Genomic DNA, 13,515 nt, shown 5'->3' on the forward strand with positions numbered 1-13,515 from the left:
CCCGTACGGAAGCCGGAGCGCTCGCGCCGCTTACTTCAGCTTCGTACCCGTGGAGCGCAGCGCGGCGCAGGCCTCGCTGACGCGCCCGGCCATGCCGGCCTCGGCCAGCTTGCCCCAGGTGCGCGGGTCGTACGTCTTCTTCGAACCGACCTCGCCGTCGACCTTCAGGACGCCGTCGTAGTTCTTGAACATGTGGTCGGCGACCGGACGCGTGAAGGCGTACTGGGTGTCGGTGTCGAGGTTCATCTTCACGACGCCGTTCTCCAGCGCGGTGGCGATCTCCTCGGCGGTGGAGCCGGAGCCGCCGTGGAACACGAAGTCGAAGGGGGACGTCTTGCCGTACTTGGCGCCGACACCCTCCTGGAGGTCCTTGAGGAGCTCCGGGCGCAGGACGACGTTGCCCGGCTTGTAGACGCCGTGGACGTTGCCGAAGGACGCGGCCAGGAGGTAGCGGCCCTTCTCGCCCAGGCCCAGGGCCTCGGCGGTGCGCAGCGCGTCGTCGACGGTCGTGTACAGCTCGTCGTTGATCTCGTGGCTGACGCCGTCCTCCTCGCCGCCGGTCGGGGTGATCTCGACCTCAAGGATGATCTTGGCGGCGCGGGCCTTCTCCAGGAGCTCCTGGCCGATGGCCAGGTTGTCCGCGAGGGTCTCGGCGGAGCCGTCCCACATGTGGGACTGGAACAGCGGGTTCTGACCGGCCTTGACGCGCTCGGCGGAGATGTCGAGCAGCGGGCGGACGTAGCCGTCGAGCTTGTCCTTGGGGCAGTGGTCCGTGTGCAGCGCGACCGTGATGTCGTACTTCGCGGCGACGATGTGCGCGAACTCGGCGAGGGCGACGGCGCCGGTCACCATGTCCTTGTTGTACTGACCGCCCAGGAACTCCGCGCCACCGGTGGAGATCTGGATGATGCCGTCGCTCTCGGCCTCAGCGAAGCCGCGCAGGGCGGCGTGCAGGGTCTGCGAGGAGGTGACGTTGATCGCCGGGTAGGCGAACTTGCCTGCCTTCGCCCGGTCGAGCATCTCGGCGTAGACCTCGGGGGTTGCGATGGGCATGTGTCCGCTCCTTGTGATGTGCGGGTGTGTGCTGGGCCCTGACCTATGGGGGCGACGTCATCGTCGCCCCCATCTTTCCAGACTTGCCGGACAGCTCCAGCCGGTCGGAAGTCCTCAGTCCGTGGTCCTCAGTCCGTGAGACCGAGGTCGTCCTTCGAGTACGCGAAGAGGTACGGGACGCCCGCGCCCTCGGTGATCTTCTCGCCGGCGCCGGTCGCGCGGTCCACGATCGTGGCGACGGCGACGACCTCGGCGCCCGCCTCGCGGACGGCCTCGACGGCGGTCAGCGGCGAGCCGCCGGTGGTGGAGGTGTCCTCGACGACCAGGACGCGGCGGCCCCTGATGTCCGGGCCCTCGACGCGGCGCTGCATGCCGTGCGCCTTGGCGGCCTTGCGGACGACGAAGGCGTCCAGGCGCTTGCCGTGCGCGGCGGACGCGTGCAGCATCGCGCCCGCGACGGGGTCGGCGCCCATGGTCAGACCGCCCACGGCGTCGAAGTCGAGGTCCTTGGTCAGGTCGAGCAGGACCTGGCCGACCAGCGGGGCGGCCTCGCCGTCGAGGGTGATCCGGCGGAGGTCGATGTAGTAGTCGGCCTCCAGGCCGGAGGAGAGCGTCACCTTGCCGTGCACGACGGCCTTGTCCTTGATCTGCTGCAGCAGCTCGCCGCGTACGTCAGTCATGCCTAAGAGCTTAAAGCCAGCGATTACAGCCGCCGCCAGCTCCAGGTCGTCGCCGTCTCCAGGGGCTCGATGGGGGTGACCAGGCGCGGGTCGGTGTTGAGGCCGTTGGGCGGTCCGGTCTGCGGCTCGACGCAGACGGCGGCCTCCTGCTCGTCGTAGACCACGACCCACTGCTCGCGGCTCTTGACGTTCACTTCGAGGCGCTCGGGCCAGGTCAGCGTCACGTCGACGCCGTCGGGCATCCCGAAGCAGTCGTCCCAGGGGCCGGGCTGTACGTCGATGCGGCGCCCTGTGGGCAGGTGGTCGGCGCCTCGCTCCTCCTGCCAGGCGGGGGCGAAGTCGACCCGGACGGGTGCGCCGCCGTCGAGGACGCGGTTGAACCACGGGTGCCAGCCGGCCTGCGCGGGGAAGGAGCCGCCGTGCGTCTCGACGCCGAGGCGCAGCGTCAGCGTCTCCTCGGTGAGCTCCACGATCTGCGTGACGCGCCCCGGGTAGGGCCAGGGGTCGGTCAGGTCGTACGTGAACACGGCCTCGGTCGTGGAGGCGCGTGCCGTGCGCCATTGCGCGTCGCGGGCGAAGCCGTGGATGGCGTGCGGCGGGGAGTTCAACGGCATCTGGTGGACGACTCCGCCGTCGCGGAACTGCCCCTCCTTGATGCGGCCGCACCAGGGCACCATCGGGAAGGAGCCGTACTTCTGCCCCTGCCGGAGCAGCTCGACGCCGCCGATGCGCAGACTTCCGATGCGGCAGCCGTTGCCCGGCTGCACCGTCACTTCCGCGTCGCCCGCGGTCAGGATCACGTCTTCGGTACTCACGGGGCGACCCTACGGCGTGGTCGGTCAGCGGCGGCGGCGCAGGGCCCTGCCGACGACGATGGCGGAGGCGAGCGCGAGGGCGGCGGCGGGCGCGGCCCAGCGGAGCGTGGCGCTGGTGGAGAGCGTCTCGGGGGCGGGCGCGGGGGCGTACCTGCCGCGGGGCGGGGCGTGGTCGACCTCCTCGGCGCTGCGGCCGATCATCGTGCGGCGGGCGTGCGCGGCCTCGGCGGGCGGCACGGCGAGGTGGTCCGCGTCGTCCGTCACGTCGTCCTCGTCGGCCTCCGCCACCTCGTCCAGGTCGTCGCTGAGCGGGTCGAGGGACGGCGGCGGCACCTCCGTCTCGAAGACGGTGACCGTCGGGATCGCCGCGGCCTCGGGCTCCTCGGGCGCGGTGTCGGGCGGCGCCGCGGCGGCGAGGCCCTCCGCGAACCGTTCGACGAGCCTTCGCACAGCGGATTCCACAGCCTGTGGAGAACTCTCCGTGACCCGCCCCTCGGCGGCGGCGCTCCCGGCGAAGACGAGGGTCGTCCCCGCGACGGCAGGCACGAGCCGCACGGTCAGCGAGAGCTTCACGGAGCCGGAGCCGCGCGCCTCGGTCCCCTCGCCCTCGACGGCGTACGTCCCGTCGGGGCGCTCCTCGGTCCGCGCCGAGCCGCGGTACGTGATGGTGTGCCCCCCGACCCGCACCCGAAGGCGGCCGGAGAGCGGCCCCGCCGTCTCCTCCGCGTCGCGCTGAAGCCCGGGTACCGCCCCGGCGACCCTCTCGGGATCTGCCAGGACCTGCCGGAGCCGCTCTGCCGAGACCGGAACGAACACCTCATGCTCCATGGCAGCCGAGCCTACCCACGCACTCGCCACTGTGTACGTCGGTTCGTCAGACCGTGTACGTCAGTTCGCGTAACGCGGATGCACGAGCGTGGACGGCGCGAGCCCGGGGAGGCGGGCCAGCTCGGCGGACCGCGCCCCGGCGCGCACCACCTCGGACCCGGCGGCGCGCGCCAGGACGGGCAGCGTCCGCGCGGCGAGCACGAAGCCCCAGTCGCGCGCGGTCGTGCCGCCCTCGGCCGTGCGGTCGGGCCCGGCGGCGAACCCGGACTGCCGGCCGCCCACGCGGTAGGGCACGGTCCGCAGGCCCGCGGCGCGCAGCGTCGCCTCCACCGTCCAGAAGGCGCGCGCCCGGGACGACATCGGCCCCGCGTGCACGGTGAGGCGGCCGCCGTCGGCGAGGGCGCGGGTGGCGAGGCCGTAGAACTCCAGGGAGTACAGCTTCGTGCTGGCCGTGATGCCGGGGTCGGGCAGGTCGGAGATCACCACGTCGTACTCCGTGCGTGTGGAGCGCAGCCAGCGGAACGCGTCGGCGTGCACCACGCGCACCCGGGGGTCGCGGTACACATGGCCGTTGAGCTCGCTGAGGGCCGGGTCGTGCCGGGCCAGCTCGACGACGCCCGCGTCCAGCTCGACGATGTCGACGCGGCGCACCCCGCGGTGGCGCAGGACCTCGTGCGCGGCGAGCCCGTCGCCGCCGCCGAGGATCAGCACGCGCGCGCGGGGGCCTCGCATCGCGGGGGACACGAGCCCCTGGTGGTAGCGCTGTTCGTCGCGTCCGCTGATGCGCAGGCGGCCGTCGAGGAAGAGGTGCAGGGAGCGCCGCCTCCCTCCGGTGAGGACGACCTCCTGCACGTCGGTCCGGACGGCGACCCGCACGTCCCCGCCGTACACCGCCCGGCGCGCGGCCCGCTCGAAGTCGTCGACGAGCACGGCGGCGGTGGCCAGCAGGGAGAGCACGACGACGTTCGCGGTCAGGAGCACCCAGCGGCCGCGCACGCTCAGGTCTCTTCGGAACAGGCCGAAGACGAGGGCGCCGCCCGCGAGGGCGTTGACCGCACCGGTGAACAGGGCGCCCGTCAGCTGTCCGAACAGCGGGAGCAGCAGGAAGGGGAAGGCGAGGCCGCCGACCAGCGCGCCCACGTAGTCCGCGGCGAAGAGGTCGGCGACGGCGCCGCCCGCGTCCTGGCGCCGGATGCGCTGGATGAGCACCATCAGGAGCGGCACCTCGGCGCCGATGAGGATGCCGATGGCGAGGGAGAAGGCGACCAGCAGGTAGCGCGATCCGCTCGCCCACACCTCGCCCTTGTCGCCGGTCCACGCGAACGCCGCGTACAGCGCCATGGCGCTGCACCCGCCGACCAGCGCGAGCGCCGCCTCGACGAGGCCGAACCAGGCCGAGGCGCGGCACCGCAGCCGCTTGGCGAGCAGCGAGCCGATGCCCATGGCGAAGACCATCACGGAGAGCACGACGGAGGCCTGGGTGACGGAGTCCCCGATCAAGTACGCGGCGAGGGCGACGAGTTCGAGTTCGTAGACGAGCCCGCAGGCAGCGCAGACGAACACGCCCACGAGGACGAAGAACCGTCCTGCCCCGGGCGAGACCGGCAACCGCACCGACGACTCGATCACGCCAGGAACGCTACGTCACCGCGCCCTCACACCGAGTCCCCCACATGGGTGCAACTAGGTTTGCGCCCAAGGTTTCCAGGTTCACAGCGTCGCGGGCAGCGGCATCCGCACGCCCACCCTCGTCCGGGTCGCCACCAGCTGCCCGTCCTGTGGATACGCGTGCCACGTACGCCACATGAGTGAGCCCTCGTGGCGCTGCGCGAGCATCGCGGTGAAGGCGTGCGGGCTGCCGGGGAACACTCCGGCCAGGCCGTGCGGGTGCTCGGCGACCAGGGCGAGCAACTCCTGCGCGCGGCCCGCGAACTGGCCCTGCGACAGGGTCTCGACGCGCGCGGCGAACTCGTACTCCCAGTCGCCCACGCGTTTGGAGACGCCGAGCGGGAGGGGCGTGCTGCTGCCGGGGATGCAGGCCACGGTCTCGGAACAGCCGCCCTGCTCCTCCTCCAGGAGAACCTGGTGCGAGGCCCCGAGCAGTCTCAGCTGCATCTTCGCGTCTGCCAGCTCCACTTCGAGGGTGGCGAGCGCGGGCAGCGGCTCGCGCCCCAGGGCCCAGGCGAGGTCCGCGGCGCGCGTGTCGGTATAGACAGTCTTCAGGGTCGTGAGCATGGGTCGGCTCCGCTAACACGCAATGGAGGTGGGGCCGGCGCACCCGGATACAAGGCACCGGGAGGTCGGAATGCCGGCTCGTGCCCACGAGAACGTCACATGACGGGTATCCGGACTTCGGTCCGTGAAACCTGTGCCGTGCGTCCGAGGGCGGTGCTGACGTTTAAGAGGGAATCATGGTCGGCGACGCTGCCACAGCGTTTTTACCCAACTTCGTAGGGTTTCCATCCCCCCGAGGGCTGCACAGTTCAACTGTTCAGTCCGGCCGCCACGGGACGGCGCCGGAGCACGCCCCTGCCGCACTACCTCGCACAACGTCAAAGCGCCCGGCGGAAGTTGCCTCCCGCCGAGCGCTCCAATGGGATCGGTGGACCAGCTGCCCCGTGTCAGCTGCCTCCGCCGCATCCGCCCCCGCCACCACCGCACGAGGACCCGCCACCACCGCACGAGGACCCGCCGCCGCAGCCGTGCCCGCCGCCGTGGTGGTGCCCGGAGTCACCGCCGTAGGAACCGTCGGCGGACCCGGCCCACCAGCTGCCCCCCGCCGAGCTCGACGCGGTGCCGCCCGAACCCCAGCCCTTCCGGCGCCGGTTGCCCTTGCGGGAGCCGACCACCACGGCCAGGGTGAACACGATTGCCGCCACGAAGATGAAGGCCACGATCACGGCCATCACACTCCTTCCGTTCCCCCGAAGCGGGTCCCCCCGTGGGCCTCGCTTCTTGCGTGACAGGGGGATGCCCGTGCGCAAGCCGACGCAAAGCAGAGTTGAGGAAGTCCAGAGGTTCGGCGCAGGATGACGGCCATGACCTCCACCTCCGGGAGCGGACGCCCGCTGCTCAACCGCCGCCTCGCCGAGTTCGGTACGACCATTTTCGCCGAGATGTCCGCTCTCGCGGTGAAAACAGGCGCGATCAACCTGGGTCAGGGTTTCCCCGACACGGACGGCCCCGAGTCCGTGCGCGAGGCGGCGGTGCGCGCGCTGCGCGACGGCCGCGGCAACCAGTACCCGCCGGGCCCCGGCGTCCCGGAGCTGCGCGAGGCCGTCGCCGCGCACCAACTCGCCCGCTACTCGCTCTCGTACGACCCCGACCGCGAGGTCCTCGTGACGGCGGGCGCGACCGAGGCGATCGCCGCGTCCCTGCTCGCCCTGGTCGAGCCGGGTGACGAGGTCATCGCACTGGAGCCCTATTACGACTCGTACGCGGCTTCGATCGCGCTGGCCGGGGGCGCGCGGGTCCCCGTCACTCTGCGCCCGCGCGACGGCCGCTTCGTCCTCGACCTGGACGAGCTGCGCGACGCGGTCACCGACCGCACCCGGCTGATCCTGCTCAACACCCCGCACAACCCGACCGGCACGGTCCTCACCCGCGCCGAGCTCACCGAGATCGCGAAGCTGGCGGTCGAGCGCGACCTGCTCGTCGTCACCGACGAGGTCTACGAGCACCTCGTCTTCGACGACGCCGAGCACATCCCGCTCGCCTCCCTGCCCGGCATGCGCGAGCGCACGGTCACCATCGGCTCCGCGGGCAAGACGTTCTCGTTCACGGGCTGGAAGGTCGGCTGGGTGACGGCCACGCCGGAGCTGGTCACGGCGGTCCGCTCGGCGAAGCAGTTCCTCACGTACGTCTCCTCGGGGCCGTTCCAGTACGCGGTCGCGGAGGCGCTCGCGCTGCCCGACTCCTACTTCGCCGGCTTCCGCGCGGACATGCTGGCCAAGCGGGACCTGCTGAGCGAGGGGCTGACCGCGGCGGGCTTCGACGTCTACCGCCCGGCGGGCACGTACTTCGTCACGACCGACATCCGGCCCCTCGGCGAGACGGACGGCTTCGCCTTCTGCCGCTCCCTGCCGGAGCGGGCCGGCGTGGTCGCCATCCCGAACGCCGTCTTCTACGACCACCGGGACGCGGGCGCGCCCTTCGTGCGGTTCGCCTTCTGCAAGCGGGTGCCGGTCCTGGAGGAGGCCGTGACGCGGCTGAAGTCGCTGGCGGGCTGAAGTGACCGGTGGAGCGAGGTAGCTGACGGGTTGACGGGTTTACCCCGCTCGGCCCCCTCCGGTCGCGGGCGCGGCGGGCGGCCAGCAGGGTTCGGGTGTGAGCCAGTCCAGCACCCTCGTCCTGCGCCGTGCGGGCCGCCTGCACGGCGCCCTCACGACCGGCCCCGCCGTCGCCCTCGGTCTTTTCGCCGCCGCCCGCCTCACCGGCATGGTGTGCGTCACCCTCGTCGCGCACCTCACCCACCAGGACACCTTCCGGCTGCTCGGCATGTCCTGGGACTCCCGCTGGTACACGGGGATCGCCGCGCACGGCTACGGGCGCACCCTCTACTTCGAACCCGGCGTCGTCCAGAGCGACCTCGCCTTCTTCCCGCTCTACCCGGGCCTGGTGCGCGCCGTCGCCACCGTCCTGCCCGTCGGCTACGGCGCGGCGGGGCTCCTCCTGTCCTGGCTCGCGGCCGGAGCCGCCGCCTGGGGGATCTACGCCATCGGCGAGCGCCTGCACGGGCGCCGCGCCGCCACGCTCCTTGTGCTGCTCTGGGCGCTGATGCCGCACTCCGTGGTGCTGTCCCTCGCCTACACCGAACCCGTGCTCACCGCGCTCGCCGCCTGGTCGCTGTACGCGGTGCTCGACGGGCGCTGGCTGTGGGCCGGCGCGCTGGCCGCCCTCGCGGGGCTCGCACGGCCCAACGGGTTCGCGGTGGCCGCGGCGGTCTGCGCGGCCGCGGTGTACGAGATCGTCCGCCGCCGCCGGGAAGTCCGGGAAGTTCCCCACAGCCTGTGGAAAGTCTGGGCGGGCGCGGCGCTCGCCCCGCTCGGCTGGACGGCGTTCGTCCTCTATGTGGGCATCCGCAAGGGCGATCCGCTGCACGGCTACTTCGCGGTGCAGCGCGGCTGGGGGTCACGCTTCGACTTCGGCGCGGGCTCGCTCGCCTTCGTCAAGCACCTGCTGCGCGACGGGGACAAGCTGGTCTTCGCGATGACCCTCGTCATCGTCGCCGCCGCCCTGCTCCTGTTCGCCCTGCTCGTGGCGGACCGGGCCGCGCCGCTGCCCGTCCTCGTCTACACCGGCGTACTCATGATCATCACGGTCGGCGGCTCCGGCTTCTTCGAGTCCAAGCCGCGCTTCCTGCTGCCGGCGTTCCCGCTCCTGATCCCGCTGGCCCTGGCCATGACGAGAGCCCGGCCGAGGAGCGCCTCCCTGGTGGTGGGCGCCCTGGCCGGGCTCTCGCTCGCGTATGGGACGTATCTGCTGACGATCGCCCACATGCCCCTGTAGGAGGCGGGCTCAGGCCTCGTCGTCGCCGGGCTTCTCGTCGGTCTCGCCCTCGGCGGAGTCGACCTCGGCCTCCAGGCCCAGCTGCTCGACGAGCCAGCGGTCGAACTCGATCGCGGCGCGCACCCAGCTGACGGTCGACGACACGAAGTGCTCCAGCGAGACACCGGTGCCGATCAGCATCTGGGCCTCGCCGATGAGGCGGACCGTGCCGTCGTCGTGCGTGTGGCTGTAGACCTTCGGCCACAGCGTGCGGCGGTTCCAGTCGTCGATCGACTCCAGGAGCTGCTGCTTCTGCTCGATCTGGTGCGGCCGGTCGTAGAACGTCCGCACCGAGAAGACCTGCTGGTCGTCCTCGCCGCGGAACATGAAGTACGTACGGAACTCCTCCCACGGCGCCGCGAGGTCACCCTCGTCGTCGACGACGTGCTTGAGCTCCATCTGGTCCAGGAGCTGCTTGACCAGGTCCTGGTCGGGGACGACGGGGCCCGCCGGTCCTGCGCCCTGCTGCGGTTCGGGCTGGCCCCCGAAATTCGGAATCGAGGACGGGTCGATGCTCACCGTGTATTTCCCTTCGTATGGATGGGCCCCATCCTCTCCCAGGAAGGGGCCCCGGGGGCAAGCCCGCGCCCCCGAAGGGGCGCGGGGAACTGCGCGAGGACGGACCACTGCCCGCAGCCGGAGAGCGACCGGACCAGGCAGACGCTCTCCCGCTACAGGGACTTGCCCGTGGCGGGACCCACGATGAGGCCATCGCCGAAGACGTCCACCCGCACCACATCCCCGTCCTTGACCTCGCCCGCCAGGATCTCCTTGGCGAGGCGGTCGCCGATGGACGTCTGGATGAGGCGGCGCAGGGGGCGCGCGCCGTACGCCGGGTCGTTGCCCTCGTCCGCCAGCCAGGCCAGCGCCTCGGGCGTGACGTCCAGGGTCAGGCGGCGCTCGGCCAGGCGCTTGGCGAGGCGGTTGATCTGCAGCTCGGCGATGTGCGCGAGCTCGTCCTTGCCGAGCGCGGAGAAGACGACCAGGTCGTCGAGGCGGTTGAGGAACTCCGGCTTGAAGGAGGACCGCACGACTTCGAGCACCTGCTGCTTCTTCTCCTCCTCGCTGGTCAGCGGCTCCACCAGGTACTGGCTGCCCAGGTTGGACGTGAGGATCAGGATGGTGTTGCGGAAGTCGACCGTCCGCCCCTGGCCGTCGGTGAGGCGTCCGTCGTCGAGCACCTGGAGCAGCACGTCGAAGACCTCGGGGTGCGCCTTCTCGACCTCGTCGAGCAGGACCACGGAGTAGGGCCTGCGGCGGACCGCCTCGGTCAGCTGGCCGCCCTCCTCGTACCCCACGTACCCGGGAGGGGCGCCGACCAGGCGGGCGACGCTGTGCTTCTCGCCGTACTCGCTCATGTCGATGCGGACCATGGCCCGCTCGTCGTCGAAGAGGAAGTCCGCGAGGGCCTTGGCCAGTTCCGTCTTGCCGACACCGGTCGGGCCGAGGAAGAGGAAGGAACCCGTCGGCCGGTCGGGGTCGGCGATCCCGGCGCGCGTGCGGCGCACCGCGTCGGAGACGGCCCGCACGGCCTCGGTCTGGCCGATGAGGCGCTTGCCGAGCTCGTCCTCCATGCGGAGCAGCTTCTGCGTCTCGCCCTCCAGGAGCCGCCCGGCGGGGATGCCGGTCCACGAGCCGACCACGTCGGCGATGTCGTCGGGGCCGACCTCCTCCTTGACCATGGTGTCCTTGGCCTGGGCAGCGGCCTCCTCCTCGGCCTCCGAGGCGGCTTCGAGGTCGCGCTCCAGGGTGGGGATCTCGCCGTAGAGCAGCTTGCTTGCGGTGTCGAAGTCGCCGTCGCGCTGGGCCCGTTCGGCCTGGCCGCGCAGTTCGTCGAGCTTCTCCTTCAGCTCACCGACGCGGTTGAGGGACTGCTTCTCCTTCTCCCAACGGGCGTTGAGCCCGCGCAGCTCCTCCTCCTTGTCGGCGAGGTCGCGCCGCAGCTTGTCCAGGCGCTGCTTGCTCGCGGGGTCGGTCTCCTTGGCGAGCGCCAGCTCCTCCATCCTCAACCGGTCGACGGCGCGCTGGAGTTCGTCGATCTCGACGGGCGAGGAGTCGATCTCCATGCGGAGCCGGGACGCGGCCTCGTCGACGAGGTCGATGGCCTTGTCGGGCAGGAAGCGCGAGGTGATGTACCGGTCGGAGAGCGAGGCGGCGGCCACCAGGGCGCTGTCCGCGATCTGCACCTTGTGGTGCGCCTCGTACCGCCCCTTGAGGCCGCGCAGGATCGCGATCGAGTCCTCGACGGACGGCTCGGCGACGAGGACCTGCTGGAAGCGGCGCTCCAGGGCGGGGTCCTTCTCGATCCGCTCGCGGTACTCGTCGAGGGTGGTGGCGCCGACCATGCGCAGCTCGCCGCGGGCCAGCATCGGCTTGAGCATGTTCCCGGCGTCCATGGCGGAATCCCCACCCGCGCCGGCGCCCACGACGGTGTGCAGCTCGTCGATGAACGTGATGATCTGGCCGTCGCTCTCCTTGATCTCGGAGAGGACGGTCTTGAGCCGCTCCTCGAACTCGCCGCGGTACTTGGCGCCGGCCACCATCGCGCCGAGGTCGAGGGAGACGAGCCGCTTGTTCTTCAGCGACTCGGGGACGTCGCCCTTCACGATGCGCTGGGCGAGGCCCTCCACGACGGCGGTCTTGCCGACGCCGGGCTCGCCGATGAGGACGGGATTGTTCTTCGTACGCCGTGACAGCACCTGGACGACCCGCCGGATCTCCTGGTCCCGTCCGATGACGGGGTCGAGCCTGCCCTCGCGGGCGGCGGCGGTGAAATCGGTGCCGAACTTCTCCAGGGCCTTGTACTGACCCTCGGGGTCGGGTGTGGTCACCCGGCGCCCTCCCCTTGTCTTCTCGAATGCGTCCAGCAGCTTCCTGCTGCCGGCCCCGTGCTCGGTGAGTACGTCCCCGGCCCGGCCACCCTTGGCCGCGATGCCGATGAGCAGGTGCTCGGTGGAGAGGTAGTCGTCCCCCAGCTCCTTCGCGCGCTGGGCGGCGTCCGAGATGACGGCGAGCAGCTCACGATTGGGCTGCGGCGGCGCGACCGTGGACCCGGTCACGCTGGGCAGCGCGGCGAGGACCCGCTCGGCGTCCGCGCGCACGGCCGCCTGGTCGACGTCGACCGCGGCGAGCAGGTCGGTGATGTTCTCGTTGTCCTGCCCCTCGAGCAGTGCGAGCAGCAGGTGCGCGGGTGTCAGATCGGCATGCCCGTCCTGCACGGCCCTGCTGGTGGCCGCGTTGATCGCGTCCCGGCTCCTGTTGGTCAGCTCGGCATCCACGTGCGCTTGTCCTCCCTACGGTGTCCTGCCCATGCCCCGGCTACGCCCCGGTCACGGCTACGTCCCGACTACGACGTCCTGACTTAACCAACGTACACAAAGTTGAGTCTATTCCACTCAAGGAGGAAGCCGGAAGGCCGGGCGGCTATGTTCCGGGCCATGACCCCGAACACCTCGGCCACCCCCCGGCCCCCTCGGATCGACCCGCGCGACCCGCCGGAGCCTTACCTCAGCTTCTGGCGCGAACGGCACCTGTGCACCTTGACGACGCTGCGCCCCGACGGGACCCCGCACGTGGTGCCGGTCGGCGTGACGTACGACCCGGAGGCGGGGGTCGCCCGGGTGCTCGCGCGCAAGACGAGCCGGAAGGTCGCGCACGTCCTCGCGGCGGCGGGCGTGGACGGGCCGGGGGCGCGGGTGGCGGTGTGCCAGTTCGCGGGCCGGCGCTGGGCGACGCTGGAGGGCCGGGCGACGATCAAGACGGACCCGGCGGAGATAGACGAGGCGGAGCGGCGCTACGAGGAGCGCTACGAGAGGCGCCCCTCACCGAACCCGGACCGGGTCCTGATCGAGATCACGGTGACGCGGGCGCTGGGCAAGGCGTAGGGGCGGCGACCCCGTCCGCACACCACAGCGGCGCCACCGTGTTCAGGTCCACGGTGGCGCCGCTGCTGGGGGAAGCACCTGCGCGATTTACAACGACGGGGGAATCGCGTCAGGCACTGCGGGGGGTGGCTGTGATGTTGTCCGTGGCGCTCATGGCGCCCGGGTCCTGCTGCTCCTGCTGTCCGACCACCTGGTGGTCGCGCCGGTCGAGATTGACGAAGACCATCCCGTACCGGATGGCACACCGCACGGGCTGCGGCGCGCCTCGGGGCCTGCGCAGGCACCGGTAGGCCCGGATCTCCTCCTCGTCGTCACGGGTGACGACGATCGGCTCGCCGAGCAGGGTCACCATCAACGAGTCGCCGCGGTGGGGGATCGCGGTCACGAGATCGATGAAATGCCAACCGGAGCGGTAGGCGGTGGCCATTTCTCGGCGGAACGTGCGGTCGTCGGGAGGGGTGCTCATGCCTGGCCGCCCTTCGGTCCGACGGTCCAACCCGTGTCCGCTGCCGGGGCCGCACCCACACTGGTCCAACCAGTGTCCGTACCGCCCGCCACCTCGGAACTTCCGCTGCCAGAGCTCGCGCCACTAAGGGCACCGAGGGCCACAGCGGCAGAGAAGACTGCGGCAAGCACTGAGCCAAGTATTCTCACGCGCATAGTCGGCTTCGTCCTCACTTGATGGATTCTTCTCCCCCGGCCATGAAG

Annotated in this window: 13 protein-coding genes; 3 read left to right on the forward strand and 10 right to left on the reverse strand. The window is 71.4% G+C overall.

The annotated features are described in order from the left end of the window. Window positions 1-30: 30 nt before the first annotated feature. The 7 genes from fbaA to ACZ4D5_RS10180 all read right to left on the reverse strand — a co-directional run bounded on the left by fbaA (window position 31) and on the right by ACZ4D5_RS10180 (window position 6,282). Window positions 31-1,053: a class II fructose-bisphosphate aldolase gene (gene fbaA / locus ACZ4D5_RS10150; RefSeq protein ID WP_467771887.1), complete on the reverse strand. Its 1,023-nt coding sequence runs from the start codon at window positions 1,051-1,053 to the stop codon at window positions 31-33. Window positions 1,054-1,181: 128 nt separating this feature from the next. Then, a complete protein-coding gene (gene pyrE, locus ACZ4D5_RS10155) occupies window positions 1,182-1,733 on the reverse strand; it encodes an orotate phosphoribosyltransferase (protein WP_467771888.1) in 552 nt (183 codons plus the stop codon). Between the two features lie 23 nt (window positions 1,734-1,756). After that, window positions 1,757-2,548 (reverse strand): aldose epimerase family protein, encoded by a 792-nt coding sequence (locus ACZ4D5_RS10160; RefSeq protein ID WP_467771889.1) that lies wholly within the window; start codon window positions 2,546-2,548, stop codon window positions 1,757-1,759. 24 nt (window positions 2,549-2,572) lie between these two features. After that, entirely contained in the window at window positions 2,573-3,376 is an 804-nt protein-coding gene (locus ACZ4D5_RS10165; protein ID WP_467771890.1) for an SRPBCC domain-containing protein, read from the reverse strand. Between the two features lie 60 nt (window positions 3,377-3,436). Then, the gene (locus ACZ4D5_RS10170; RefSeq protein WP_467771891.1) at window positions 3,437-5,005 is read right to left on the reverse strand and encodes a polyamine aminopropyltransferase; all 1,569 of its coding nucleotides are present in this window, start codon (window positions 5,003-5,005) and stop codon (window positions 3,437-3,439) included. Between the two features lie 81 nt (window positions 5,006-5,086). Continuing rightward, window positions 5,087-5,611 carry a DUF2617 family protein gene (locus ACZ4D5_RS10175; protein WP_467771892.1) on the reverse strand — a complete coding sequence of 175 codons (525 nt, stop codon included), beginning with the start codon at window positions 5,609-5,611 and terminating at the stop codon, window positions 5,087-5,089. A 386-nt stretch (window positions 5,612-5,997) separates the two neighbouring features. Continuing rightward, window positions 5,998-6,282: a hypothetical protein gene (locus tag ACZ4D5_RS10180; protein WP_467771893.1), complete on the reverse strand. Its 285-nt coding sequence runs from the start codon at window positions 6,280-6,282 to the stop codon at window positions 5,998-6,000. Window positions 6,283-6,414: 132 nt separating this feature from the next. Here ACZ4D5_RS10180 and ACZ4D5_RS10185 point away from each other — a divergent pair, with 132 nt between their 5' ends. After that, on the forward strand, window positions 6,415-7,605 hold the full coding sequence (locus ACZ4D5_RS10185; protein ID WP_467771894.1) for a pyridoxal phosphate-dependent aminotransferase: 1,191 nt from the start codon (window positions 6,415-6,417) through the stop codon (window positions 7,603-7,605). 97 nt (window positions 7,606-7,702) lie between these two features. Beyond that, window positions 7,703-8,884 (forward strand): glycosyltransferase family 39 protein, encoded by a 1,182-nt coding sequence (locus tag ACZ4D5_RS10190; protein WP_467771895.1) that lies wholly within the window; start codon window positions 7,703-7,705, stop codon window positions 8,882-8,884. A gap of 9 nt (window positions 8,885-8,893) precedes the next feature. Here the strand turns inward: ACZ4D5_RS10190 and ACZ4D5_RS10195 are convergent, their stop codons facing one another. Both ACZ4D5_RS10195 and clpB read right to left on the reverse strand, forming a co-directional pair. Further along, on the reverse strand, window positions 8,894-9,442 hold the full coding sequence (locus ACZ4D5_RS10195) for a type III secretion system chaperone family protein (protein WP_467771896.1): 549 nt from the start codon (window positions 9,440-9,442) through the stop codon (window positions 8,894-8,896). A gap of 152 nt (window positions 9,443-9,594) precedes the next feature. After that, a complete protein-coding gene (clpB, locus tag ACZ4D5_RS10200; protein WP_467771897.1) occupies window positions 9,595-12,201 on the reverse strand; it encodes an ATP-dependent chaperone ClpB in 2,607 nt (868 codons plus the stop codon). Between the two features lie 159 nt (window positions 12,202-12,360). Here clpB and ACZ4D5_RS10205 point away from each other — a divergent pair, with 159 nt between their 5' ends. Next, window positions 12,361-12,807, forward strand: coding sequence for a pyridoxamine 5'-phosphate oxidase family protein (locus tag ACZ4D5_RS10205; RefSeq protein WP_467771898.1), 447 nt, complete (start codon window positions 12,361-12,363; stop codon window positions 12,805-12,807). A 109-nt stretch (window positions 12,808-12,916) separates the two neighbouring features. Here ACZ4D5_RS10205 and ACZ4D5_RS10210 read toward each other — a convergent pair whose 3' ends face one another. Continuing rightward, window positions 12,917-13,273, reverse strand: coding sequence for a hypothetical protein (locus ACZ4D5_RS10210; RefSeq protein ID WP_467771899.1), 357 nt, complete (start codon window positions 13,271-13,273; stop codon window positions 12,917-12,919). Between the last annotated feature and the right edge of the window lie 242 nt (window positions 13,274-13,515).

The sequence above is a fragment of the Streptomyces sp. NPDC025651 genome (assembly GCF_055558735.1).